Here is a 25,847-nt window from a genome sequence, read left to right as displayed (position 1 = left end):
AGTGGGTCCAGGGAAAGACAGGCTTATGTATCCAGGGCATTCCGCACCGCCTGGACGACATCGACGGTGGCAAAAGGTTTTTGGATAAAGGGAAACCCGGCAAAATCCATCTCCTTCTGTTTCATGACCGCCTCACCGTAACCCGACATGAACAGCACTTTGAGGCCGGATCGCTGGGCCGCCAGCCGCCGGTAAAGATCCATGCCGTTGCCGCCCGGCATGATCACATCGGTGAATAACAGGTCGATCTCCGGTTCGGCGGCAAACTGCTCTTCCGCCTCGGCTGGACCTCGGGCCGTCAAAACTTTGTAGCCTAAGGCACCCAGGGTGCGCTTGAGGATGTCGCGCACTGCCGCTTCATCCTCAGCCAGCAGAATGGTTTCCCGACCTCCGGGCAGATCCGGAAAAACCCGGGTGGCTTGGGTACTGTCCGGCGCCGCCGTCTGTGGTAGAAAGATTTTGAACACGGTCCCGCCGCCGATTTCGCTGTACACCCAGATACTGCCGTGGTGCTGCTGGATGATGCCGTACACGGTGGCCAGCCCCAGCCCGGTTCCGGTCCCGATTTCTTTGGTGGTAAAGAACGGTTCGAAGATATGCTCCTGGGTTTCAGGGTCCATGCCGCTGCCGGTATCGGAAACGGCCAGCATTACATGGGAGCCTGGGGTCATTCCGGGATGACGGGCCGCCTGATCGGTATCAAGCTCGACGTTGCTGGTCGAAATGGTAATGGTGCCGCCGGTGGGCATGGCATCCCGGGCGTTGACCATCAGGTTAAGGATGACCTGTTCCAGTTGCCCCGGATCACCGTTGACGATGCCGAGATCAGGGTTGAGATTGAAGGTGACCTCGATATCTTCGCCAATGAGGCGGCCGAGGGCTTTCATTAGATTTTCCACCAGTTCATTAAGGTTTAGCGGTTGCATCCTGGCACTCTGCTCACGGCTGAATGCCAGGAGCTGGCGGGTAAGGCCCGCCCCCCGCCGGCCCATTTCCAGTATCCGGTTGATATCCTCCCGCAGAGCCGAATCGTCGGTGTTGCCACGCAAGATCAACTCGCTGTGGCCGAGGATGCCGGTGAGAATATTGTTGAAGTCGTGGGCAACTCCCGCCGCCAGGGTGCCTACGGCCTCCATTTTTTTTGTTTGCTGGAGCCTGGCCTCGAATTTTTTATGGGCGGTGATATCCCTGGCGACATGCACCACTCCGCGGCAGACACCGTCGTCGCCGATCAGAGGCGAGGCGGCAACCAGCAGAGTTTTGCCCAGGGTACAGTGTTCAATCTCACTGGTATGCTGACGGTGGTCGCCAAGGGTTTTGGTCACCGGACAGCCTTGGCAGGGTTCGGCTGTTCCCCGGTATAATTCGTAACAGTGCCGGCCGACCAACTGCTCCCCCGACTGCCCCAAAAGTTCGCCGGTCGCCCGGTTGGCGCGCATAATGCGCAGTTCCGGGTCCAGGATGGTAACGGTATCGGCCATGGCGTTAAAGGTTTCTTCCCACTCCTCTTTGGCCCGGCGCAACTCTTCTCCGGTTTGCTGCCGCTCGGTGATTTCCCGCTGCAGCGCCTGGTTGGTATCGCTCAGTGCCCGGGTCCGTTCGGCCACCTGGCGTTCAAGGTCCTCCTGCAGCTGGCGAAGAGCGGTTTCGGTGTGTTTCCGGCTGTCAATTTCGTCGAGCAAGGCCTTTTTCTGTGCAAACAGGGTGGCCTGGATTCGGCCGAGAAAGAAAAAGAGAAAGGTAAAGACAGCGGCGGCCGTACTTCCGGTAATTACCAGGAAAAACAGGCGCAACCGGTTAAGCTCTGCGATCAGCCCCGAAGTGTCGTCAAGAAAGAAAATCTCGCCGATTTCAAGGCCGGTATCGTCCAGCAACGGGACCTGGCCGCCCTGCACCGTCCAGCCCTTTTCGGTGGAGGTGAAAGTTTTCAGGGTATGTTGATGATGCGGCCGAGCCATAAAGTCGCGCAGTACCGGTGGGATATTCTTCCGGTTGTCGCCCAGCACCACATGCCTGGCCAAGCGCCCCCACTCCCAGGGCCCGTCAGGCCCGGCCAGGCGCAGCCAGCTTTTCCGGTCAAGTTTTTCTTTGGCTGTGACCAGCCAGATATCACTGCCCACCGAGCGTTGGAGAGTTGCCGTCAGTCCATGAATTTCAGCGCTGAGATCAATAAAACCCGCCAGTTTACCTTCCGACGGCAGCGGATACACCAGCCGCAGCAAAAGTATCCCGGCCGGATCAAGTTCCAGCCCATGAGCCGGCTCGCCCGATTGTGCGGCCCGGGCCAGAACCTCGCTGCCTGAACGTTCATGGTGCCATAAGGGTGTTTGCCAGCGCAGAAGCAACGTTTGGTCGGGTTGCAGCAGGGAGAGATCAAAGAATTCATGGTGTGACTTGAGCCCGGCGGGTAATTGGGCTACCCGGGCTTCAAGAGCGTTAAGGTCGCCGGTCAGCCAGGCTTGCTGAAAGTTCGGGCAGGTGGCCAGACCGTCGAGGTGGGCGCGTAGGTGGAAAAGCTCTTTATTCAGCAGAATCGGTAGCAGCGCCTGGATTGCCTCCTGGCGCTGTCCCCCCTCTCTGGCCACATGCAGACTGTGGATGTGGAGGCCAGCGAAAATGGTAACCACCGTGCTGAGCAGTAACGCGAGGCCAAGGGGGAGCAGAATGCGGCGCCTGAGTCCGTTTCCACCAAAGGGCACTTGCAGGCTCTTATGTGCTGCCACTTTGCAGTCCTCCGTGACAACCATGTAGTGGTAGTCACATCACAAAAGATTTACCGCCTAACCATTGGGAGGCACGTGGTTTTGCGAAGAACGCACTCTGCGTGGAATTGTAAATAAATCCGAAACAAAAAGCCAGTTAAAATTATTTGACATCTGATCGGACACCAGTGAGCAAAAACAAACAAAAAATTACCTGGTCAACCAGATAACAGCGCGTCATGTTCAGTATTGAAAAACAAAAAACCCCGCCTTCCGGATGGAAGGCGGGGTCACTATCGTTTGGCATCTGTTGATACCAGATTTTCAAATGGCTCCCGGGGAGGGACTCGAACCCCCGACAGGGTGGTTAACAGCCACCTGCTCTACCAACTGAGCTACCCGGGAACGAAAGCGGCAAATATAGCAAGCCGGCGGACTCGCGTCAACAGTTTTGCACCTGTTATGTCCGGTGGCGCCTTTTTTTTGGCCGCGCCTGGCGCCCTCCCCATCGGTGCTTTCTCCTTGACCTTAACTCGGGGGGATGCTAATAAATCATTCCCTTGCAGTAAGTCGGGGCGTGGCGCAGCCTGGTAGCGCGCCTGCCTTGGGAGCAGGAGGCCGGAGGTTCGAATCCTCTCGCCCCGACCATTTCATGCTTACCTCTGGTTACGGTAGAACCGGGCCAGACGGTCCGGGCTGATACCCAACCAGAAGCCCAGGACCATAACCTGGTTGATCAAAAAAGTCCGCAGGACTCCATGTTGTCGCCAGCGCCGGGCGCTGGTGCGTGCCTTTTCGGGGCGGATGACCACCCGGCCCCGCCGGGCCAGCCACCGAACCAACTGAAAATCCTCCATGATCGGCAGCGGCGGGAAGCCGCCCATTTCCTCGAACACCCTTTTGTTGAGAAAAATTCCCTGATCACCGTACGGCAGGCCCAGGAGCCGGGCGCGCAGGTTGGCGCCCCGTTCAAGCAGGCGCAACAGCGCCCCGGCGGCGTCAATTTGCAGGCTGAAAGCCCCTGCCACCGTGGTTGGGTCGGCCAGCGTCTGGAAAATCAGAGCTGGAAAATCCCGGGGCGGCACGGTGTCGGCATGCAGAAACAGCAGCGCCTGCCCTCGGGCTTCGGCGGCGGCGGCATTGAGCTGGGCCGCCCGGCCCCTGGTGGCCTCAATCACTGTGGCTCCGAAGCTTCTGGCCAGTTGGCGGGTCTGATCATGGCTGCCGCCGTCGGCCACAATAATTTCAATTTCCGATCCCGGGCGGCTTGCCGCCTGCTGCAGGTGTTCAAGGGTTGAGGGTAAAACCGCGGCTTCGTTAAGAGTGGGAATGATCACCGACAGCCTGGGGGGTTGGCCGAAAAAGTCGGTAAACCGTTCATCATTGGCCAGGGCCGTCAGGTCGGCGGGGCGATCAATATCCGGCAGAGGGGGCAAGAAGGCGGTGGTCAGGCCGAGGCGGGCGGCGGCGGCGCTGGTTTGGGCGGCCACCTGGTCGCTCCCCCATTTGATATTGCGAAACAGTTCCGGTTGTGGCTCTTTCAGGCCCAGCAGGTAATAGCCACCGTCCTCGGCCGGGCCCAGCACCAGGTCGTGGGTGGTCAGCTTCTTCATCGCCTCCCGCAGCAGTTCCGCCGTCAGCCTCGGCACATCGGAGCCGACCGCCAGGGTCATCTCTATTTCATTGCCAAGGCGCCGGTCCTTTAAGGGAGTCCCGCACTCCAGGCCGTCGCAGCTCTGATGGGCCAGCCGCGGCCGGAAGGCCAGCTCAAAAGCCTGCTGTAATCGCCGGCCCAGGTCACCTTCCGCCTGGCGCTGATACTCCAGATCCTCACCCAGCCAGGCCCGGAAGGAGGCGGCCCGCCCGCCGGTATAGCAAATCCGCACCGTGGCCTCGACCACCTCGGAATCTTGCAAAATGTTTCGCAAACGGCGGGCCGTCTGCACCGTCGCCTCACTCATCCGGCGCTGCAGGCGGGCGGCTTCCGCCGCGCCCAGCGCCGGGGTCAACCGGCTTTTAACCTGGCCCGGCCCGGGATAACGGGTGAAAATCAGCAGTTTAAGGTGGACAGGCGAGGATGGTGGCATGGTCGGCATGCAAAGTCCGGTTGGCAAAAGATAACAACAGTTTTTAACGAGGCTCAGTGATTCGAGGCAGGACGGCCTGTAGCAGCCGGCTAAGTTTTTCGATATTGCCCCGGAAAACCGCCACCAGCTCCGGCACCCGCAGCGGCGGCTCATCTTCCTTCCAGGAGTCGTAATCGGTAACCATGGCCACCACCGCGTAAGGCAGCCCCAGCTCAGCGGCCAAAACGGCCTCGGGGGCGATGGTCATGTTGACCAGATCCGCCCCCCAGGTCTGAAACATCCTTGATTCGGCCCGGGTGGAAAAACGCGGCCCTTCAATGGTCAACATGGTTCCCACGGGATGCAGCGGCAGTTCCAGGCGCTGGCCGGCGCTGAGCAACTGTTGCCGAATTTCGTCGCTGAACGGTTCGGCCAGGGCGGTATGCCGGGCGTTTTCGATCCCCGGGGGAAACTGGTCGTGGAAGGTAACGGCCCGGAAGCGGGTAAAGTCGATCAACTGATCGGGAATTACCAGCTCGCCAGGGCCTATTTCCCGGCGTAAAGAACCGCAGGCGGCGCTGGCCAGCAGGTGGGTGCAACCCTGCTGTTGCAGAGCCAGCAGGTTGGCGCGGTTATTCACCTGAGAAGGGGGGATGGTGTGTTCTCGGCCGTGACGGGCCAGCAGTACCACCTCCCGGCCGGCAATTTGCCCGCGTAGCAGCGGGCCGGAGGGGGGGCCGTAGGTGGTTTCTACTGTTATTTCCCGGGTGTTTTCCAGGATCTGCGGGCTTTCCAGGCCGGAGCCGCCGATGATGCCGATAACGCTCATAATTTGTCGATCCACGTGGTTGGAGGTGGTGGTTGGCTGTGAGTCAGACAGGTTGCCCATATTGCTCAACTTCAGGAGTAAAAGAGACTTCAGCGCGGGACTGACTTTTTGACGTACCGGTCGTAACTGGTCAGGTAAATTTCCGCCAGGGTCAGAAAGGCGGTGACGATCAGCGGACCGTAGATGATACCGAGAAACCCAAAGGCGTTCAAGCCGCCGATGATGCTTAAAAAGACCAGCAGGATATGCATCTTGGCCCGGTCGCCCACCAGTTTGGGCTTAAGCGCCGATTCAATCAGGACGGTGATCATGCCGTACAGGATCACCAGCAGGACAGCTCCCGCCAGGTTGCCTTTAATCAACAGGAAAATGGTGGCCGGCACCATCACCAGCCCGATGCCGACAATGGGCAGAAAGGCCAGCACCGCCAGGATCGCCCCCCAGAGCACCGGCGGACCAAGATTGAACATCCAGAAAATCAGCCCCCCCAGAATGCCCTGGATCACCGCGCAGATGCCGTTGCCGATCAGCACCGCTCCGGTGATTTCATCAAACTTGGCGAACAGCTGCCGTTCCTGGTTGTCCGGCAGCGGCGAGAGCCGGAAAATATAGTTTAGCAACCGGTCGTGCTCCATCAGCAGAAAAAAAATGGTGACGATGGTCAGAAAGAAACCCAGGACGAACATCATCAGGTTGGCCGCCCAGTTGCTGGCCTGATTATAGAGAAACAAACCCAATTCCCTGGCCATACCGGCCAGGGCCTGGCCAATATCTTCCGGCTGCAGGGAATAACCCAGCAGGGCGGCAGTTTCCTGCAGGTGAACGAACAGCGGGCTGGTCTGAAATTCGCGCAGCCTGGCCCCCAGGGTGGCCCCGGCCCCCCGGCCCCAGTCATAAAGCCCTTGCGCCTCCTGGGCCAGGGCCATGACAAAGAAGACCAAAGGGATAAAGACCAGCAGCACCACCAGGGTACAAGTGGCCAGGGAGGCAAAAAAATCCGGGAGACGGCGGTTGATGAACTGGTAAATGGGGCGAAACAACCGGGTAAGCAGATAGGACAGCACCAGAACCGAAATAAAAGGCCAGAACAGCCACCCCAGCAACAGCATGGAAACCAGAAAAAGGAGCAGAAAATAGCGCAGTACCATGGGGGATGGTGATGATTCTTGCATTGCTCTGCCTTTATTCAGAAGATGGCGGTCCGTATGGGGGTGGGGACGTTATTTCCGCCTGGCGTTTTGACCACCCGGCTCATGTCGAGGGTGCTGTCCGGCAGCCGAATGAATGCGGCTGCCGGACAGCCTTTGCCCACTGTAACTAAAAGCACCGCTGGTTGCCAAGTGAAATGCGCGATGGAATGTAACTGTCCAGCAACACCCCATATTACGGCGATCAGGTCGGCTTGGGTACCTGATGTACGCTACGCCGACTCAGCTTACCGCAACCTGGGGCACTGCTGGACAGTTACGTGTCAGAATGATCTGGCCAGGATGATCTGGATAGTTACTTATGAAATAAGTTGTTTCCCTGGCCCCAGAACTCCGTTATATTGCGGAAAATTTTTGTAAAAACTAAAAACAAACCACGCCCGTGGCGACTACCCCATAAAAGCAACAGGTTGCCTGATGGAAATCAAAACCCAGATCCTGCCCCCGGACCAGCGCCGCAGCCTCCCCAGCGACAAGGCGCTGGGGTTCGGGAAAATTTTCACCGACCACATGCTGGTCATGCCTTACGACGCCAAACAGGGCTGGCATGAGCCGGAAGTACGGCCCTACGGCCCCTTTTCCCTGGATCCGGCGGCCATGGTGCTGCATTACGGCCAGGCGATTTTTGAGGGCCTGAAGGCCTACCGGGGCCAGGATGACGGTATCTATCTGTTCCGGCCCCTGGCCAACCTGGAGCGCATGAACCGCTCCGCCACCCGGATGTGCATGCCGACGCTGCCGGTGGAAACGGTGTTCGCCGGGCTTAAAGCCCTGCTGCAAATTGATGCCGACTGGGTGCCGCCGGCGGACAACGGGGCCTCCCTTTATGTGCGCCCCACCATGGTGGCCACCGAGGCCGGCTTGGGGGTGCGGCCGGCCATGGAATATCTCTTCTTCATCATCCTCAGCCCGGTGGGGGCGTACTACCCGGAGGGTTTCAACCCGGTGAAGATCTATGTCACCGACAAATATGTCCGGGCGGTGCCCGGCGGGGTAGGCGAGGCCAAGACCGCGGGCAACTATGCGGCCAGCATCATGGCTGCGGTGGAGGCCCAGCAGGAGGGCTTTACCCAGGTGCTGTGGCTGGATGCCAAGGAGCGTCGGCTGGTGGAAGAAGTCGGGACCATGAACATCTTTTTTGTCTTCAAGGATCGTATCGTCACCCCGCCGCTGTCCGGCACCATCCTGCCCGGCATTACCCGGGATTCGGTGCTTCGGTTGCTGGCCGACTGGAACCTGCCGGTGGAGGAGCGCAGTATCACCATCGACGAGGTCTTTGCCGCCAATGAGCGTGGCGAGTTGCGCGAGGTTTTCGGCACCGGCACGGCGGCGGTGATATCCCCGGTGGGTTCCCTCCATTATAAGGGGCGGGACTGCCTGATCAACCGGGGTAAGATCGGGGAACTGGCCTTGCGGCTCTTCAACGAGCTCACCGCCATTCAGTATGGTCGCCAAGCCGATCCCCACGGCTGGGTGGTCCGCCTGTAAACGCCCAGCAGCAACGCATCTTGCGGCGATCGGCCCGGCTTGCGTACTGAGGTACGTGGCGCCGGGCCGCTTGCCGCAACCTGCGGCACTGCTGGGCGTTTACCCCTCCGTTGCCCCGATGGGTGACCGGGCGGGGTATGGGTCCTGGTGGTCCAGTACCCGTTTTGGGGCTGCCGTTGAACCGCCCTGGTGGCAGCGATATTATTGTCGCCGCGTTCCCTTTCTTTGGCTGGAAAAAATTTTTAGCCGGCTCTTGATTTTTCCTTTTGCCGTACATAGTGTTTGCGCCATCACGCAGCTAAGCTTGGGTTTGGTTTGTTTTCGGGCTGTCCATGCGGGCGGTCCGTTTCCATTGTTGTTATATGTGACCCACATTAACTTTCAGATTAATGCAAGACGGAGGTAGTCCATGAAAATTCGGCCATTGAACGACCGTATTCTGGTCAAACGACTGGAAGAAGAAGAAAAGACCAAAGGCGGCATCATCATCCCCGACAGCGCCAAAGAAAAACCGGCGGAAGGCACCGTGGAAGCGGTTGGTAACGGCCGGCATAACGACAAGGGTGAGCGCGTGCCGGTGGAGCTGAAGGTCGGCGACCGGGTGTTGTTTTCCAAGTACGGCGGCACCGAGGTTAAGATCGAGGGCGAGGAGTACCTGATCATGCGCGAGGATGACATCCTCGGCGTGGTGGAAAAGTAAGCATAATAATTGTTCAAATACAGATGTAGAAGGAGAAGATAACTATGGCTTCAAAAGATCTCAAGTACGGCAGCAAAGCTCGCGAGTCGATCCTGCGCGGCGTCAACACCCTGGCCGACGCGGTCAAGGTTACCCTGGGTCCCAAGGGCCGCAATGTATTGATTGAAAAATCCTTCGGCGCCCCCACCATCACCAAGGACGGGGTGAGCGTGGCCAAGGAAATTGAAATTAAGGACAAGTTCGAGAACATGGGCGCCCAGATGGTCAAGGAAGTGGCTTCCAAGACCTCCGACGTGGCCGGTGATGGCACCACCACCGCCACCATCCTGGCCCAGGCCATCTACACCGAAGGTTCCAAACTGGTGGCCGCCGGTAACAGCCCCATGGAGATCAAGCGCGGCATCGACAAGTCGGTGGAAGCGGTGGTGGCTGAGCTCAAGAACATCGCCACCCCCACCAAGACCCAGAAGGAAATCGCCCAGGTGGGTACCATCTCCGCCAACAACGATCCCACCATCGGCAATATCATTGCCGAGGCCATGGACAAGGTAGGCAAGGAAGGCGTGATCACGGTGGAGGAAGCCAAGAGCATGGAGACTTCCCTGGACGTGGTCGAGGGTATGCAGTTTGACCGCGGCTATCTCTCTCCCTACCTGGTCACCGACCCCGAAAAGATGGAGGTCAACCTGGAAGACCCCTACATCCTGCTCAGCGAAAAGAAGGTCAGCAACATGAAGGACCTGCTGCCCATTCTGGAGCAGATCGCCAAGATGAACAAGCCCCTGGTGATCATCGCCGAAGACGTGGACGGCGAGGCCCTGGCCACCCTGGTGGTCAACAAGCTGCGCGGCACCCTCAATGTGGCCGCGGTCAAGGCTCCGGGTTTTGGTGACCGCCGCAAGGCCATGCTGGAAGACATCGCCATCCTCACCGGCGGCCAGGTGGTTTCCGAAGAGTTGGGCATCAAGCTGGAGAACATCACCGTCAATGATCTTGGCCAGGCCAAGCGGGTGGTTTGCGACAAGGACAACACCACCATCATCGACGGCGCCGGCGATAAGGACAAGCTGGAAGGTCGGGTCAAGCAGATCCGGGCCCAGATTGAGGAGTCTTCCTCCGATTACGACCGTGAAAAACTCCAGGAGCGCCTGGCCAAGCTGATCGGCGGCGTGGCCGTAATCAACGTTGGAGCCGCCACCGAGGTGGAGATGAAGGAGAAAAAGGCTCGGGTCGAAGACGCCTTGAACGCTACCCGCGCGGCGGTGGAAGAAGGTATTGTCCCCGGCGGCGGCGTGGCCTATCTCCGTTGCCTCAAGGCCCTCAAGGAACTGAAGCTGTCCCACGATCAGGAATTGGGCAAGAAGATCGTGGTTCGGGCGCTTGAGGAACCGGTTCGCCAGATCGCCAACAACGCCGGTCTGGAAGGTTCGGTGATTGTCGAGCAGGTCAAGAACATGAAGGACCTGACCAAGGGCTTCAACGCCGACACCGAGAAGTTCGAGGATCTGCTGGAAGCCGGGGTTATCGACCCGGCCAAGGTTACCCGTTTTGCCCTGCAGAACGCGGCCAGCGTGGCCGGTCTGCTGCTCACCACCGAATGCATGATTGCCGAGCACCCGGAAGATGACAAGGGTGGTGGCGGCATGCCTGGCGGCATGGGCGGCATGGGCGGCATGGGAGGAATGGGCGGTATGGGCGGCATGATGTAGGGAAAACGTCCAGCAGCACCGCATCTTGCGGCGATCGGGCCGGCTTGCGTACCTGGTGTACGCGGCGCCGTCCCGCTTGCCGCAACCTGCGGCACTGCTGAACGTTTTCCTTCCGGCTTGCCGGTTTTACCGTTTTGTAAGTTTTTACAGCGCCCTGGGCCTTTTTTCTGGCCGGGGCGTTTTTTTTATGGGCAGGGCCGAGCCCTTTAGAGTGCAACTTGGATTTTGGCAAGCGTTTACCGGAGTCAATAGCCGGCGGCGTGATGACTAATTTTTTGCTGCACCGCTCAAGGAAACCCGGTATGTTGATGCCCCTTGACCGCTTACCGATTTTGCGCCTGTAGCTCAGCCGGATAGAGCACCGGCCTTCTAAGCCGTAGGTCACAGGTTCGAATCCTGTCGGGCGCACCAGAAAAATCAAGGGGTTGCAGCACTAGAGGCTGTAACCCCTTTTTGTCAGTTCTTTTTTTGTCCAACTCCTGTCCAACTTTTTCAACCAAAGAACGATTTTCGTTTACCGCCCCTTCACGCAAAACCCGTAGGTAGCCCCCAGGTTGTACCAGGCAACGGCATATTCCGGGTCAATCCTGATCGCCTGCTGGCAGGCTTCGATGGCCGTGGCTGTCTGGCCAGATGGGCTATTTTAATAGTTTACTTCTCCTCATCGGACAGGTAGCTCATAATCTTCGCGTTTCTGTTCTCGTACGTGACCTGCCTTGATCCGGCCACGACGGTCCACTTGGCAAGCGACGTGGAGTCTCCTTCCCAGTAGGAAAATACGACCTCGTAAACGCCATCCTTTAACTCACGAGCCGACCACCCGTCCTTTGCCTTCAGGCCGGGGACGCCTAGAAACCATTCAACTACCTTGCCCACCGGCTCACTGGACTTTCCACGCCCCTGTACTGTCAAGACAGCCGCCTTCACAGCCTCAAGCGCAGCGCCCTCAGAATAGCCTTCGCTGCGGGAGCTAGGATGGTTCCCTACGGGAAACTCAAACACTGCTGAAACGTATTTCTCCGAGTCTTCAAACTCGGGATCCACCTTATCAACCTGTGGACCAATCAACCTGCGACCTAAGCTCCCGACGCCGGACAGAACCGCCTCTGGTTGCCTCCACGCAACATTGAAGTAGCTAAATATCTCGATATGATAGCGCTTCGCGGGTAACGGATCACCTTTGTCAGAAAAGCCCTTGCTTGAGAAGGCGCCATGCCTAACTGCACACTTATCCTGGCCGTAGAGCCATCCACCGCCGGACTCTCTAACGGAAATCATTAATTTTGTATCGTTGGGGAGATTCGCCTTCCCGAAAACAATGATCCGCCCGCCCTCATCTCGCTCGGCAAACGCTTCTACCTTGACAAGGTATGGTGCTTCTCCAGCGGGAATTCCGACTTCTTCCCGTGCAACGCGCTCCGCTTCTTCCTTCCACGCAAGTAATATGGTCTCAGGAAACCGCCGTGGATCATCATCGATTTCCTTCGCGTGGTTTTGACAAAGCCATATTCCATTATCAATGGAGCTTCTTTCTTCGGCCGAGAGCTCTTCGCGGAATCGCGGCCCCTTAGGCGAAGCAGCGCTAACATGCGCCGCCACGCCAATGCTAGTTGTGGCATCCGACGTGGCATCACTTGGGCCAGCAGTAAGCGCACGGCAGATAGGGTTGGAGCACCTGTACCCCGCCCGGTGAGCGAGTCGGCGCTTGGCTTCCTGCGTAAAGTCGTCCCGACTAGACATAGGTCGTCCTGCTCAAACGTAACGCGTCTGGCACTCGCACCCAACGCCCAGCAACAGCTGCGGCGCGAAGCGCTGTCAGCTGCATGTTGTTCTTGGGCGTCCCGCCACCGAACCAAGCCATCACTGCTCCGAGTTTTCCGTCGAAACCTCTGCCTGCCTGAGCACGAGTTGGGTTGCACCCTCCGCCAGATCTGGCGGATAGCCGTACTTGGCCAGCAGCCGACGTACATTCCGCCGCAGGCTCGCCCGTACCGACTCGCGCTGGGTCCAGTCGAGCTTGGGCATGTTCTTGACCATCTCGGTCAGCTCGCGGGCCATGAGTCGCAGCGAATCCCTCTGCATCGCTTCGCGGGCCGACTCGTTCTCTGCCAAGGCGTCGTAGAACGCGGTCTCCTCGCGGTTAAGGCCGAGCTCCTCGCCGTGCCTCTGGGCGTCCCGCAGATGCTTCGCCAGGTCGATCAGCCGAGTGATCATCTCAGCGGTGGAGATCGCCTTGTTGGTGTAGCGCAGCATGGCGTCTTCGAGCGCCTCGCGGAACTTCTTGCTCTGGACAAGGTTCGTGCGCTCGGTGATGCGAATCTGGTCGTTCAGCAGCTTGCGGAGCGTCTCCAGGGCGAGGTTCTTCTGCTCCGGCGCCGTCATCTGAAAACAAGAATTATCACAATGTTTTCGTGCGATAATCATTTTTCAATTATATTCAGTTACCCCCAAAGTTACCCCCAGGCCTTGTTGGTGGGTGTTAATTCCGAGTATAAATTAATCAAGTTAATCGGCAAATACTTACCATCTGATCGAGCTGTCGCTTTTGGAAGAATCTGCAACCATCAAAGCCGCGGGTCAACATTGCCCGGCCCCCCGCATTCAGGGAGGTAGCAGGAAACGTTTTTGAAATCACAAATCTCGCCGCAGCTTGGGCATTTTTCCGGCGGCTGAAGCGCTTGAACGGTCCTGCCGCAATTCCCGCACTTCCAATGAGGATCCTCCTTGGTCATGATGGCTTCGCCATGGGGAGAATAGCCGCAATGACCGCAGACGGTCTTAATCTCACTGTAATCCTTGCCACATTCCTCGCACAAACCAGTTTTAATTTGCGACATATTTTTCTCCTGATCTTGTTTCATTTCGGTGGACTCGATATATATCCGGCTACGCACTGAAAACCGGGAAGAACCCCTATTTCCCCTTATCGGCGGGTCAGGCCATCTACCCCGCCGCCTCGTAAGTCAGCCCGAACACCGTGTCGGTCAGCCAGCGTCGGAAGCCCTCGTTGTCCATGAACTGCTTGAACAGCTCGGTATCGTCTTTCAGCACCGCGGTCATCACGCGAGCCAGGGCCTTGTCGTGCTCGATACGGGCGTTCTGTTTGTCGGAGTTCTTCCTGGCGTTCTGGTAAGCCACGTCCGCGGAGACTCGCCCAGGAATGTCTTCGGTAATGAGCTTGTGCACGCGGTCGGAATCGGTCCACGGGATGTTGCCGAACTGGTCGTTGAAGACCTTGAGGATGTTCGAGAGCCGGTCGATCTCGGGCTCGGGCTTGTGGCCGCCGCCGGTGGTCGGGACCGGTTCGATCTCCGCGTCGGCGTCGAAGAGCTGGATCTTCATCGCCGCCTGCTTCTCCACCCTGTAGCTGTCCATGTCGATCGCCTCGAGGATGCCCTTGGACAGGTCCTCCTCCACCGGCGCCGGCAGTTTGGGCACGAGGAAGGTGAGGAAAATCGAGAGCTTCTCCCACTCGGCGTTGGTGTAGGGCAGGATCGACGAAAGGAAGCCGTAGGCGCGCAAAAACGCCTTGGCCTTGCCCTTGAAGTCCACCTGCCCGTCCTCGTCGAGCTGCCCCTTGTACACGGCGACACAGACATCAAGGATGGGATCGAGCCGGTCCCGATCCGCCCCGCCTAAGTAGAGCGCCACGAGCTGGTCTATCTGCTCGGGAGCGTAGACCTGAGAGTCATCGAGCGCGGCCTTGAGGTCGTGCAGCTTGTTCGGGTCGGTCTCCTCGGCCAGGATCGTGGTCCGGTAGTAGTCGGCGAATGCCTCCTGGATGGTGTCGGCGTCGTTCATGAAGTCGAGCACGAAGACGTCGTGCTTCTTGGGGTGGGCGCGATTGAGCCGCGAGAGCGTCTGCACCGCCTTAATCCCCGAGAGCACCTTGTCCACGTACATGGTGTGCAACAGGGGCTCGTCGTAGCCGGTCTGGAATTTGTCGGCGCAGATCAGGAAGCGGTAGGGGTCCTGTTGAATCCGGTCGGCGATCCGGCTCGACGGGAAGCCGTTAAGCGACGACTCAGTGACTTTGGCCCCGCCGTACTCGTGCTCGCCGGAGAAGGCTACTATGGCCTGATGGTGGCTCTTGCGCTCGGCCAGGTAGTCGCGGATGGCGTGGAAGTACAGGATCGCCCGCTCGATCCCGCTGGTGACTACCATGGCCCGCGCCTGGCCGCCGATCTTGTTGAGCGCCAGCACCTGCTCGTGGAAGTGGTCCACCATGATCTCGGCCTTGAGTCGGATGGCGTGCTCGTGGCTCTCCACGTAGCGGCGCAGCTTCTTTTTCGCCCGCTTGCTGTCGAATACGGGATCGCCCTCGACCTTCTTGACCAACTTGTAATAGCTCCCCACCGGCGTGTAGTGCTTGAGCACGTCCAGGATGAAGCCCTCCTGGATGGCCTGTTTCATCGTGTAGCTGTGGAAGGGCCAGTGCTTCACCTTGCCGTCGGCCTGGGGCTCGGGCTCGCCGAAGATCTCCAGCGTCTTGTTCTTCGGCGTGGCGGTGAAGGCGAAGTAGCTGGCGTTGGGCAGCAGCTTCTTGGCCTCCATCAGCCGGTTGATGGTGTCCTCCAGGGTCTCGTCGTCCTCTTCCGCCCCGGCGGTGGAGAGCGCCATCGAGAGCGCCGCCGAGGTGCGCCCGCCCTGGCTGGAATGCGCCTCATCGATGATGATGGCGAAGCGCCGACCGCGGTGCTCGCTGCCGATCTCGTCGAGGATGAACGGGAACTTCTGCACCGTGGAGATGATGATCTTTTTGCCCTCGGCGATGAACCTGCGCAGGTCGCCCGACCGTTCGGCGTGCCCGACGGTGGCGCCCACCTGGGCGAACTGCTTGATGGTGTCCCTGATCTGCTGGTCGAGGATGCGGCGGTCGGTGACGACGATGATCGAGTCGAACAGCGCCCCCCCGTCTTTTTTCAGACCGATGAGCTGATGCGCCAGCCAGGCAATGGAGTTCGACTTGCCGCTGCCCGCCGAGTGCTGGATCAGGTAGCGCCGGCTCGGGCCACGCGTCCGCGCGTCGGTTAGCAGCTTCCGCACCACATCGAGCTGGTGATAGCGCGGCCAGATCTGCGCCGCCTTTCTGCGGCCTGTTTTTTCGTCTTTGGTTTCGACCACCTGCGCGTAGTTCTCAAGGATGTCGGTCAACCCCTCGCGGGTAAGGACGCGCTTCCAGAGGTAGTCGGTCTTGAGGCCGTTCGGGTTGGGCGGGTTGCCGGCGCCGCTCTGCCAGCCCTGGTTGAAGGGCAAAAACCACGAACCCTTGCCTTTTAGGTGTGTGCAGAAACGCACCTCGTGATCGTCCACCGCGAAGTGCACCACGCAGCGCCCGAACTCGAAGAGCTTCTCGCGGGGATCGCGGTCGCGCTGGTACTGCTGGACCGCGTCCTCCACCGTCTGCTTGGTGAGGCTGTTCTTCAGCTCGAAGGTGGCCACCGGCAGGCCGTTGATGAACAGCCCCAGGTCCAGCGCCCGCTGGGTCTCGTCACGGCTGTAGCGGAGCTGGCGGCTGACGCTGAAGCGGTTGGCGGCATAGCGTTCGGCGGCCCTTTCGTTGCCCGGCGAAGGGGTGCCGTAGAAGAGGTCGATGGTATGCGACCCGTGTTTAAGCCCGTGGCGCAGTACGTCGATGGTGCCGCGCTTACTGATCTCGCCTTGCAGCCGCGCCAAGAACTTGCGCCGCGTCGGGCCGTCCTCATCGAGCGCCAGCGCCCCGGCGACCTCGGGCTGCGTTACGACCAGGAAGGCCGAGAGCTGGGCCAGATCCACGCAGTACTCGCGGTCGTAGTCATCGGGCGTGCCACAGATCCAGCCGCCTGAACGTGCCGTGACCGGCGCGTTAAAAAGAGCGCCGTAGACCCTCGGACGTTCGTGCATTGCGGTGGCTGGTCCCACGCCGGGGTCGCAGGCATCGCCGGTCAGCGCGGTGCAGACAAGGCGCTCCAGGCCGCATTCGCTTGTGTCGGTGGTCATGCCTCGGCCTCCTCCCGCACGGCGTCGGTGTCGTCAGCGCCTGCCTCGTCGGGCTCACCCTCGGTCTCGATCTCGTCGAGCGGCTCGGGCTCCTCGACCTCGTCCGGCAACCGCGCCGCCGCCTCGCGCACGTCGAGCTTGCCGGTGACCACGTCGGCGATCAGGCGGGTGCGGTATTCACGGAGGAGGTCGATCTCTGAACGCGCCCGAGTGATGGCTCTGTCGAGTGGCGTGCACCGGCCATCGATAAAGCTCAGTATCGCCTTCTGCTCCGCAACCGGCGGACAAAGAATCTGAAGTTGCGGCAGCTTGCTTGCCTTGATGCCGAGCGCCGTTGACCCAGTGCCCCGTTGAAGGAGCTGGTGCTGGAAGTAGGGAGACAGCACCGCGCGCAAGGCGAAATTGCTATTGAGCAGGTCTGAATCCATGCGGAACCGAATTACTCGCTGGGCCAGCGCCACATCCTCCCTATCCACCAAAGCGGCGTTGCCCAGCGGGGCTTCAGTCGTAAGCAGAAGATCGCCGATCCGAGGGAGTCCGCGCCGCATGATTGCAGGGTAGTCGCGCTGGGATACGAACTCCCGGGACGCTTCGTAGTCGATCCATCCTTTGCGGATATTCTTCGCCGTGACCAGGAAGACGCCACTTTCAGTTTTCGTTGGCGTCGCCCCACGGTAGTCGGCGCGTTCGACGGCGCAGCGTGGGAAGCTGCACACCTCCCAATGCTCCGGCACCTCCCCCAGCCACTCCACGCCGGAGGGCTTGAGGCGGACGTTGGGGTCAAGGCCGCGGGTGACGGCGCGGTGAATGATGGCCTGTTTCTGCTCCTCCAGCAGCTTGATCAGCTTCTGCTTGGTCCGGATGTAGCGCCGAATCCGCCGGTCCGCGTGGTCGAGGAAGCGCACGATCGCCGCCTGCTCGTCGGTTGGGGGAAGTGGCGTGTAAATCATCTTGAAGTGTTCAGGTCGAAGGCTCCACATATCTGACGTAATGCCGTAGGACCGGCGCTCTGCTTCCTTTGCAAACTGTGGTGTGCGGTAGAGGTGGTGGAAGTAGCTCGGCAAATCCTCAACGTTGCGCAGACGCATGACGACGTACGCCGGGCTGATAATTCCACGCAGCGTAGAAGCTCCAATCGCTCCCTGCCACGCGCGCATCTTGTTGTAAGCAATATCGCGTGGCCGAACGAGCTTGTATGCGGACCTGTCCAGATTGGAACTGTCTTTCTTAGAGCTGTTTTCTAGCAAGGTTTTCTGTTTGACTATTCCCCTCGTAATCGTGACTGACAGCATTTCTTCATCTGAGTGATTACGTTCCTTTACCTCTGCAAATAGCGCACGATTTGGCACCACGGACCAGTGTTGAGGAACATCACCAAGCCACTCCTGCAACGAATCCTTGAACTCAGGGTAAGGTTTGAGGTCTGTGATGCGTATGCACCTTTCACTGATTGCCAGATTCACGGCCGTCAGAGATACCTTCATCATTGGTTGGTCAAACAGGGATAATTGCGTTGACGCTGGGCCACTTACATGACCAATTACCGGTTGTGCGGGGGCCTGCTCTCTTGCCCCACTCAGCTCAGAACCCTCTGCGGCGACTATCCCTATAGGCATTCCACCTAAAAAGAAATCGGGAATCGCAAGTGGTTGCACAATCAAAAGCGACTCGCGACTCATTGTCTTTACCGCCTCTCGCAACTCCATCAGTAATCGGCCAAGAACATTCATGCCAACTAGGGTGCGCTCATCAATTGGCTTCGCACCCCAGAAATCATCCTTGCGGGACTGTTCAACGATTGGCCGGTCATCCGTCTCCAGCAGAAGCTCGCTAAATGCGAGCCAGTTCTGCGCGAGCTTCACCCGCAAACACCATCGCATGATCTTAACCCGCGCCTGAAACCAGTCCAGCCGCGAATCACGCCGATAGGGCTTGCTCTTCATCTTCGCTGTCATCGGGCTTCTTTGCTCGATGATCAAGTGCTGCACGTCAGGCAGGTGTGGAAAGCGGCAAGCCTGGTAGAGCGCCTCGGATGTGAGGATACCCATTTTATTCACTCGTAGGGGAAATCCGCCAGCCATATTGGACAGACCACCGAACGCCTCCTTCGTCTTGAGGAAGACTACGCTCGTGGTACGGTTATATGTCCTTAGCTGATCAGAGTTCACTGGACCAGACCCTTCGTAAATCCTTCAATCAGGCGTTTGGTAGCGGTTTGGGTGTTTGTGGTGCGTGGAAACAAGGGGTACCATGGTTCACCGACCCAAAGCGCCAAGGGCGCATTGTTAGGGCAGTTTCTAAAAGAGACAACGAGCGACCCGAATCCGAGCGTGTCAAGTGTCATATGTCCCAGCGGCCGCTGAGTTGCACCTAAATTCTGACACAATTGGCGAATACGCGCTCCTGCCTTGAGAAACTCCTGCTCAAGCAGGATTTTTCCTTCATCACTTGAAAACAACGCATTTTTACCAACATTTCCTGGGTGCCGGAGCGTAGGCGAGTATTTCATCGCCTGAACATAATTCTCCACGGTCTCGTCTTGGGGGATAACGGTGGGTAACAGAACGTCCGCCATATTACGATAAGCCTTCCTGTCCTCCATCTCGATTGCACGCCACCACGTTATATCGATTGTTTTTCCTGCGCGAGCGGCAGATGCATTTATGTGCCCCCTGGCATAGTGCTGACCACCACTATGGAGCGCTATGGTTACGACATGAAGCGAAGCCTCGCCAGGGGCTTGGTTCTCTATCCATTTCTCAAGATCACGACGCACGCGGTTACCAGTGAATATACCATCATCGAGATACAAATAAACCGCACTGTGACCGCCGCACTGGTCGATCCCAAAGCCACACGTTTCTTGAAGTATTTTGTTGAAGAGCGCCAACATTTCGGTCTGGCTGTTCCCACCACCTTGGATGTCCAGGAAGTGGACCCCGCGCCAGAATGCACAGGGGTCCTTGCCAGCCAGGTTTTCCGTAATGACCAGACCTTTCAAGAATCGGGTTACCGCTTCGAGAGAGAAGTAGGTTTTTTTAAGCACGTGATCCATCTCGCGGAGCATTGGTAATTGTACACTTTCGTCGAACTGCTTAACCCAGAGGTCGACATGCTCCGGAGTGAGAACAGGAATTTCACCAGTCCGGTAGTCCTTGATCGTGTTGGCTATCGAAGCCAGCATCTCTTCACGCGAGCTCATGACTAACTTCCTCCAATTATGTCGCCCAGCAGCCCTCCGGCTTCCTTTTCGATGGCGAGTATGTCGGCCCTGATCTCCTCCAGCGTGCGCAGCGGCTGCGGTTTGTAGAAATAGCGCGTGAAGCTCACCTCGTAGCCGGTCTTGACGCTGTCGGGCACATACCAGGCGTCCTTGGCGTAGGGCAGCACCTCGCGGCGCAGGAAGGCCTCAATGCCGCCTTCTTCCAGCAGCGGCACCTGCTCGGTGTCGCGCAGGTCGGGATCGGGCTCGTACTCGACCACCGCAGGCTTGCCGTCAATGGTGGCCGCGAACAGGCCGCGCAGCGGGTCAGGGGCGGCGCCCTTCTTGTGGATCTTTTTGATGACCGGAGGTGCGTCGTCGCCGCGCTCGGCGGTCTCCTTGAGTGCCTTGATCTCCTTGGCGGCGTGGGCGCGCTCCGGGTCGATGCCCTTGAGGCGCAGAGGCCGCTCGACGGTCACCTTCCAGTAGCCGAGGGCGGCGTTGGGAAAGATCTTCGACTGCTCGGTCTCCTCGAAGGCGAGGAAGGTGTCGCAGATGCGGCGGATGTCCTCGTCGGCGAGTTCGCAGTTCTTCTTGCCCATGTTCTTGCGCAGCGGCTTGAACCAATGGGTGGCGTCGATGAGCTGCACTCGGCCCTGGCGGTGTTCGGGTTTGCGGTTGGTGAGCACCCAGATGTAGGTGGCGATGCCAGTGTTATAGAACATGTTGAGCGGCAGAGCGACGATGGCCTCGAGCCAGTCGTTTTCGATCATCCAGCGGCGGATATTGCTCTCGCCCTGGCCGGCGTCGCCGGTGAAGAGCGAGCTGCCGTTGTGCACCTCGGCGATGCGACTGCCGAGCTTGGTGTCACGCTTCATCTTGCTGAGCATGTTGGCCAAAAAGAGCATCTGGCCGTCGCTGGAGCGGGTAAGCAGCGAATACTCGGGATTGTCCTCGTGCTCGATCACGAAGCGTGGGTCTTTGACGCCGCCCTTGCCGCCCATGCGTTCGAGATCGCTCTTCCAGCTCTTGCCGTAGGGCGGGTTGGAGAGCATGAAGTCGAACTCGTGCGAGGGGAAGGCGTCGTTCGCCAGCGTCGAATGCTCCGGGCCGCCGACGATGTTGTCCGCCGCGTCGCCTTCGCCCTTGAGCAAGAGGTCCGCCTTGCAGATGGCGTAGGTCTCAGCGTTGATCTCCTGCCCATAGAGATGCGTGGCCACCTCCTTGCCGTGCGCCGTGGCGAGCTCCTTAAGCGTCTCTTCGGCAACGGTGAGCATGCCGCCGGTGCCACAGGCGCCGTCGTAAAGGAGGTAAGTGCCGGAGTCGATCTCGTCGGCGACCGGCAGGAAGATCAACTTGGCCATGAGCTTCACAGCGTCGCGCGGGGTCCAGTGCTCGCCGGCCTCCTCATTGTTCTCCTCGTTGAACCGCCGGACCAGTTCCTCGAAGACCGTACCCATGCCGTGGTTGTCGAGGCCTGGGTGCTTCACAGAGCCGTTGCCGTTCGGCACCGGGTTGGGGCTGAGGTTGATGTCCGGCGAGAGCAGCTTCTCGATCAGGGTGCCGAGGGCGTCGGCCTTCGAGAGGCGCGGGATCTGGTTGCGGAACTCGAAATTCTCGAGGATGTCCTGGACATTCGGCGAGAAGCCGTCCAGGTAGGCCTCGAAGTCGGCCTTGAGCTGCTGCTGGCTGGCGCGCGCCCGTAGGTCGCGCAGGGTGAATTTCGAGGTGTTGTAGAAGGCCTGGCCCGCCGCCAGACGCAAGGCCTGGTCCTGGTGCACGATCTTGGCCTGATCGAGGGAGGCCTTCATGTCGATGACGGCCTGTTTGGTTGGTTCTAGCACCGCATCGAGGCGGCGCAGGACGGTCATCGGCAGGATGACGTCGCGGTACTTGCCGCGAACGTAGAGATCCCGCAGGACATCGTCGGCGATGCCCCAGATGAAGTTGGCGATCCAATTCAGTTGGCTCTGTTCCATGTGACTCCGCGTTTGTCAGGAGGTCAACGTCCAATTCAGCCGGCAAATTTTGCGCAGCCAAGCTTAATCAGGTGCAATTGATTGTTATGAATCGCCACTCGGATAAGTCGCCAGCCGTCTATAACCAGTTGCAGGCGTCAGAACGGACAGCGTTCATCTTATGTTACTGCCCCATTGCGAATGATTCATTCTTGATTCCAGTCTTCAGGAACCAGCGCTGGCGGCTTTGTCCAAGGCAGTTCTACCAAGGTGTCCTGGAACCAATGCTCTCGAAGATTTGCGTGCTCTGTAACGATCAACTGGAAGCCGGGGACGTCCTCTTGAGTGAACTGCAGCAACAACTCGAATAGCCGGCGCACGGCATTGAGGTCGGCGTCGGCTTCGGTCCTCTGAACTGAGCCATCGGCATCCTTGTAGACCTGTTCAGACGGGAAGTAAACCTGACTCGGCTGGTCAATCAGGAGGAAGCGCGGGATCGGGCGGTTGTTCTGGGCAGCGAACAGATGCAGGGCGAGCAACACCGACAGGTGGTAGGCCAGATGGTTCGCTCCGCCTCCCGTCCGGGCCATCGGGACCCAACGTTCAGGTCGATCGAAGATGATCGTCAACTGAGACAGATTGAGCCGCGCTGGGTATGAGCCGAATTCAGCGTTGAACGTCTGGATGTACCGCGTTACCTGTGCGGAGATGTTGTTGAGGATCGAAGCTAAGCGTTCGTCGCTGTCGTCGGCGCCGATCTGGTCCTCTAGCTGCTGCACCTTGTTCTTGATGCGGCGATTATCCGCTTCCAGCCTGGCGAGATCTTCGTTCGGGAGGAGGGTTTCAAGGAACAGGCTTATACGGCCCACGACGCGCGCGGCCGCGTTGTTGCGGGTCCCTATCTGTGCGATGACCTCGTTGGCCGAAAACGCCGCGGAAAGCTCCGCTTCCTTCCGCCTGATGGCGCCCGCGATCTCATCCACCGTGCTGGCCAGATCGGTGAGGTAGGCTTCGAGCTTGGGACGCTGGCCGGTGGCTATGCGCAACTCCTTGTCGAGCGACGCCAGCTCGTAGAGCAGAACGGTGGCGATGGGCGATTCTAGTGCCAGGTTCCGCTCGCTGAACGGCCATTGCCACTCGCCGGTCTCTGGGTTCTTCGGTAGCGCCTTGATCGAGGACAGCCGGTCCACCTGTTCTGCGGCCTCGCTTTCGTAGCCCCCGGCCCGCATGGCAAACTGGCGCGTCGAATCGATCCTGGCCTGGGTCTCGCGGCGTTGCTTGCGCAACTGGACCAGTTCTTCCTCCAGACACGAAATCCGGCTGCCGTCGTCGTCGGGTACCGTTTCGGGCTTCCACGACAGGGCCGATCTCAATGCGTCGATGATCGCATTGGGATTGGGGTTCCCGTCGGTCTTGCCGATGACGCCGACCGCCTTGGCTTCCGAGTAAAGGCCGATGGCCTTATCGTGCGACGTGTCGACGGCGTCGCGCGCATGCTCCAACTGCTTCGTGTTGATCCTCTGGTCCCTCTTAGCCGTGCGCAGCTTGGACTCGAGTTCATAGCGGTTGCGGGAGGAAACGCCGAGAAGGATCGGAAGCGTATCGCGGATCGTCTGCGGCTGGTAGTCCTCATTCTGGCGGTAGAAAAGCTGGTCCTTGTTGGCAACCAGCCCCTGCTTCTGGAACAGGTAATAAATCGTATGCTTTACATTCACGTCGAAGCTGTCGCGGCTGTGTTCGAGTGCCACTTCGGTACGGTTCTCGGGAATTCCGAGCAGACGCGACAGCAGTTCGACGATGGTGTCGTCGTCCGTGTTGACTGCCAGGTCCTTGAACGAAGGGGCCCGCAATTGAGTTCCCCGCCGCAGCATCGCAGTGCTGCAGCTGGCACCACCTGCGGTCGGGGTCGGCTTGGCAACCAGAACCTGCTCGTTCTCGAACTGGTAGATCACGGCGAACCAAGCCACCTTGTCGCGGATGACGCCTTCGGGGACGTTGAACGAGGAGCGCCCCATGCAGTACTCGATGATCTCGGAGAGCGCGGACTTACCGGTGGAGGATCGGCCTGTGATGACGTTTAGCCCGTCCACCTTGAACTGGAGATCCCGGCGTTGGCCGTCGTGGCTATAGATGTGAATAGAACTAATCTTCATGGACGAATCCCGAAAGTCATGTAAACGGTCACCCGGTCAGCGATTCGCGCGAATTCCCTTCCGAAGACTCGCGCCACTTTCTGGCATGAGACGGTTTCGTCTGTTCCAGTGAAGGTCTTGCGCACCTTATTTGGCACTGTTTGTATGCGCCCGTCGTCAGCGATGACAATGCAGCCCCTTTCCATCAGCAGACCGAACCCCTCGAACGTGTAGGGCAGCATTTGGGTGACCCTGTCTGCGAAGCCCACCATTAGCTGCTGGTTTTTCTCCGTGGTCTTGAGTAGGTAACTACGCGGGCTACTAGCGATTACCTCGCGTGAGTCCTTGTGCAGGCACAGGGGCAACACCAGCAGCGACAGCGAGAAGGGCATTCCGCGGGCGTCTTCTTCTTCGTAGCTATGCAGGGCGCGGAACAGTACCAAGCCGCAGAAGGCGGGGTTGAACAAATTCCTTATCTCAAAGGGGCGCTGGTCCCATCGCTTCATTTAGCCACCCCCAGCACCTTGCCAAGACGGTCGAGGAACCTGGGATGCCAATAGACCCGGGGTTCCGGAGTGGTATCCGCCAAGATGTGTAAGCTGCCGCGGAGAACGTAGGGCTCGGTCACCCGCGCGCGGATGCGCAGGGATTCGATCTTCCCTGTCTCGAACTCCGCCCAGTTGTAGACGATCGCGCCGGCTTCCTGCAGTGCGTCCTCGGCGCTGTCCTCCTTTAGTTTCTCAAATGCGACATCCTTGTAACGATTCCACTCATCAGCAAGACGATCTTCGTATTCCTCGACCTCTCCTGATACCAAGAGGTTTTCACGCGCCCAGGCTGACCGCTGCTCGAACGCCCTGTAGTAGTCCAGGATCGCGCTCCTGATCCGGTTGGAGGAAATACCGATTTCGCGCAGTTGCACTACGAACAGTCGCGGGTCGGTCTCGGTGTCGATGTCGTCGGCGGGCACCTTTCCTCGGAAAGTGATGGGGAGGTTGTCGATCTTGTATTCCTCGGCAAAGGCGGACAGCTTGTCCGAGACCTCGTAGCCGAAGATTCCTTCAGTTCTGGCGTTGGTCAACTGCTTGATGACGGCATCGTTCCACCAACCTTCGAGTCGCTCGAAGACGAACTCGCGGTGATCGCGCCGGACGCTTCGCATGTACTTGTTCTTGATCGTCGCCGGGATGTCGCCAATGCGCGGGCTTCCATCGAGGATCAGGATACGTTCGAGAAAACTCTGCTTCTCGGGGTCGCTCAGTTCGTTGAACTCCTTGGCGATCTGGCCAATGAGCTGTGACTTCGACTTGGCGAGCGCGGCATTCGCCAACTCGGTCAGAGTGGCTGCATCACCGGAGGAGAGAGGCTGGTCGGGGAGGAAGCGGGTGAGGAACGAGCCGGCCGACACCGTGCCAGTGGTGAATAGGAAGAACCGCAGGTTTGATGCGGCGCGGCCATCACGTTTGTACCGCGCCAACCAGATATTGACGGACTTCCAGAAATCGGTCGAAAGATCGGTTAAGTGGTCACCGACCGCCTTGTGTTTGAGCGAGGCCAGAGATTTTCCGCCATCGCCGTCGATGAAATCGAGGTCATCATCCTTTTCTAGGAAGACGGCGGTTTCCTCAGGCAATTGCAGGAGATGGAGCAGGGCCAGCCGCGCCTGGTAAATGTATCCCAGTCCCTGTTCGCCAGCTGAATATTTGTCGGTGGTTGAGTCTTTCATCGATCCAATTGACTCTTGATTGCAGGCTTCAGTGGTCTTATCGTGGTTAAGATAAAACTCCGGAGAACGTTTCGTTCTTCACACTCTCAACTCGTACGGTCCTTCCAGCGTCGCTTTCCAGCGGCATAACGTAGAAGTGAGTGGCCTG

General features: G+C 58.9%; 16 protein-coding genes, 3 tRNA genes and 2 pseudogenes. 5 read left to right on the top strand and 16 right to left on the bottom strand.

Annotation, left to right across the window (positions count from 1 at the left end):
• Positions 1-23: 23 nt before the first annotated feature.
• Entirely contained in the window at positions 24-2,723 is a 2,700-nt protein-coding gene (locus P0N66_RS02715; RefSeq protein WP_275802456.1) for a hybrid sensor histidine kinase/response regulator, read from the bottom strand.
• A gap of 308 nt (positions 2,724-3,031) precedes the next feature.
• Positions 3,032-3,107 (bottom strand) — tRNA-Asn (locus P0N66_RS02710).
• 166 nt (positions 3,108-3,273) lie between these two features.
• Here P0N66_RS02710 and P0N66_RS02705 point away from each other — a divergent pair.
• Positions 3,274-3,350 (top strand) — tRNA-Pro (locus P0N66_RS02705).
• An 8-nt stretch (positions 3,351-3,358) separates the two neighbouring features.
• On the opposite strand, the gene P0N66_RS02700 is transcribed toward P0N66_RS02705, so the two are convergent.
• The 3 genes from P0N66_RS02700 to P0N66_RS02690 all read right to left on the bottom strand — a co-directional run bounded on the left by P0N66_RS02700 (position 3,359) and on the right by P0N66_RS02690 (position 6,769).
• Positions 3,359-4,798, bottom strand: a complete 1,440-nt coding sequence (locus tag P0N66_RS02700) for a TIGR04283 family arsenosugar biosynthesis glycosyltransferase (RefSeq protein WP_275802455.1) — start codon at positions 4,796-4,798, stop codon at positions 3,359-3,361.
• A gap of 34 nt (positions 4,799-4,832) precedes the next feature.
• Positions 4,833-5,597, bottom strand: a complete 765-nt coding sequence (gene mtnP / locus P0N66_RS02695) for an S-methyl-5'-thioadenosine phosphorylase (protein WP_275802454.1) — start codon at positions 5,595-5,597, stop codon at positions 4,833-4,835.
• Between the two features lie 89 nt (positions 5,598-5,686).
• Positions 5,687-6,769 carry an AI-2E family transporter gene (locus tag P0N66_RS02690; protein ID WP_275802453.1) on the bottom strand — a complete coding sequence of 361 codons (1,083 nt, stop codon included), beginning with the start codon at positions 6,767-6,769 and terminating at the stop codon, positions 5,687-5,689.
• 453 nt (positions 6,770-7,222) lie between these two features.
• On the opposite strand from P0N66_RS02690, the gene P0N66_RS02685 reads away from it, so the two are divergent.
• From P0N66_RS02685 to P0N66_RS02670, 4 genes are all read left to right on the top strand, one after another.
• Positions 7,223-8,293, top strand: a complete 1,071-nt coding sequence (locus P0N66_RS02685; RefSeq protein WP_275802452.1) for a branched-chain amino acid aminotransferase — start codon at positions 7,223-7,225, stop codon at positions 8,291-8,293.
• Between the two features lie 409 nt (positions 8,294-8,702).
• A complete protein-coding gene (gene groES, locus P0N66_RS02680; protein ID WP_275802451.1) occupies positions 8,703-8,993 on the top strand; it encodes a co-chaperone GroES in 291 nt (96 codons plus the stop codon).
• Positions 8,994-9,037: 44 nt separating this feature from the next.
• Entirely contained in the window at positions 9,038-10,702 is a 1,665-nt protein-coding gene (gene groL / locus P0N66_RS02675) for a chaperonin GroEL (RefSeq protein WP_275802450.1), read from the top strand.
• A gap of 334 nt (positions 10,703-11,036) precedes the next feature.
• Positions 11,037-11,113 (top strand) — tRNA-Arg (locus P0N66_RS02670).
• Between the two features lie 103 nt (positions 11,114-11,216).
• Here the strand turns inward: P0N66_RS02670 and P0N66_RS12845 are convergent.
• From P0N66_RS12845 to P0N66_RS02620, 11 genes and pseudogenes are all read right to left on the bottom strand, one after another.
• A pseudogene (locus P0N66_RS12845) lies at positions 11,217-11,321 on the bottom strand (tetratricopeptide repeat protein); the annotation flags it as partial.
• A gap of 32 nt (positions 11,322-11,353) precedes the next feature.
• The gene (locus P0N66_RS02665; RefSeq protein WP_275802449.1) at positions 11,354-12,301 is read right to left on the bottom strand and encodes a hypothetical protein; all 948 of its coding nucleotides are present in this window, start codon (positions 12,299-12,301) and stop codon (positions 11,354-11,356) included.
• A gap of 261 nt (positions 12,302-12,562) precedes the next feature.
• Positions 12,563-13,087, bottom strand: a pseudogene (locus P0N66_RS02660) (DUF3387 domain-containing protein); the annotation flags it as partial.
• 179 nt (positions 13,088-13,266) lie between these two features.
• Positions 13,267-13,434, bottom strand: a complete 168-nt coding sequence (locus P0N66_RS12840; protein ID WP_431189999.1) for a rubredoxin-like domain-containing protein — start codon at positions 13,432-13,434, stop codon at positions 13,267-13,269.
• 211 nt (positions 13,435-13,645) lie between these two features.
• Complete coding sequence (locus tag P0N66_RS02650) at positions 13,646-16,681, bottom strand: type I restriction endonuclease subunit R (RefSeq protein ID WP_275802446.1); 3,036 nt, start codon at positions 16,679-16,681, stop codon at positions 13,646-13,648.
• Positions 16,678-18,849: an NADAR family anti-phage protein gene (locus P0N66_RS02645; RefSeq protein WP_275802445.1), complete on the bottom strand. Its 2,172-nt coding sequence runs from the start codon at positions 18,847-18,849 to the stop codon at positions 16,678-16,680. Before P0N66_RS02645 ends, P0N66_RS02650 begins: the two co-directional genes overlap by 4 nt.
• A complete protein-coding gene (locus P0N66_RS02640) occupies positions 18,846-19,883 on the bottom strand; it encodes a phosphoribosyltransferase-like anti-phage protein (protein WP_275802444.1) in 1,038 nt (345 codons plus the stop codon). The genes P0N66_RS02645 and P0N66_RS02640 overlap by 4 nt, the downstream gene beginning before the upstream one ends.
• Before the next feature lie 2 nt (positions 19,884-19,885).
• Positions 19,886-21,862: a type I restriction-modification system subunit M gene (locus tag P0N66_RS02635; RefSeq protein ID WP_275802443.1), complete on the bottom strand. Its 1,977-nt coding sequence runs from the start codon at positions 21,860-21,862 to the stop codon at positions 19,886-19,888.
• A 185-nt stretch (positions 21,863-22,047) separates the two neighbouring features.
• The gene (locus P0N66_RS02630) at positions 22,048-23,994 is read right to left on the bottom strand and encodes a DUF3732 domain-containing protein (RefSeq protein ID WP_275802442.1); all 1,947 of its coding nucleotides are present in this window, start codon (positions 23,992-23,994) and stop codon (positions 22,048-22,050) included.
• Entirely contained in the window at positions 23,991-24,479 is a 489-nt protein-coding gene (locus tag P0N66_RS02625) for a three component ABC system middle component (protein WP_275802441.1), read from the bottom strand. Before P0N66_RS02625 ends, P0N66_RS02630 begins: the two co-directional genes overlap by 4 nt.
• On the bottom strand, positions 24,476-25,699 hold the full coding sequence (locus P0N66_RS02620) for an ABC-three component system protein (RefSeq protein WP_275802440.1): 1,224 nt from the start codon (positions 25,697-25,699) through the stop codon (positions 24,476-24,478). The genes P0N66_RS02625 and P0N66_RS02620 overlap by 4 nt, the downstream gene beginning before the upstream one ends.
• Between the last annotated feature and the right edge of the window lie 148 nt (positions 25,700-25,847).

The organism is Desulfurivibrio dismutans (assembly GCF_029210385.1).
Classification (GTDB): domain Bacteria; phylum Desulfobacterota; class Desulfobulbia; order Desulfobulbales; family Desulfurivibrionaceae; genus Desulfurivibrio; species Desulfurivibrio dismutans.
The sequence above is the reverse complement of the archived record's forward strand: the minus strand, read 5'-3'. Positions and strand labels throughout refer to the sequence as shown.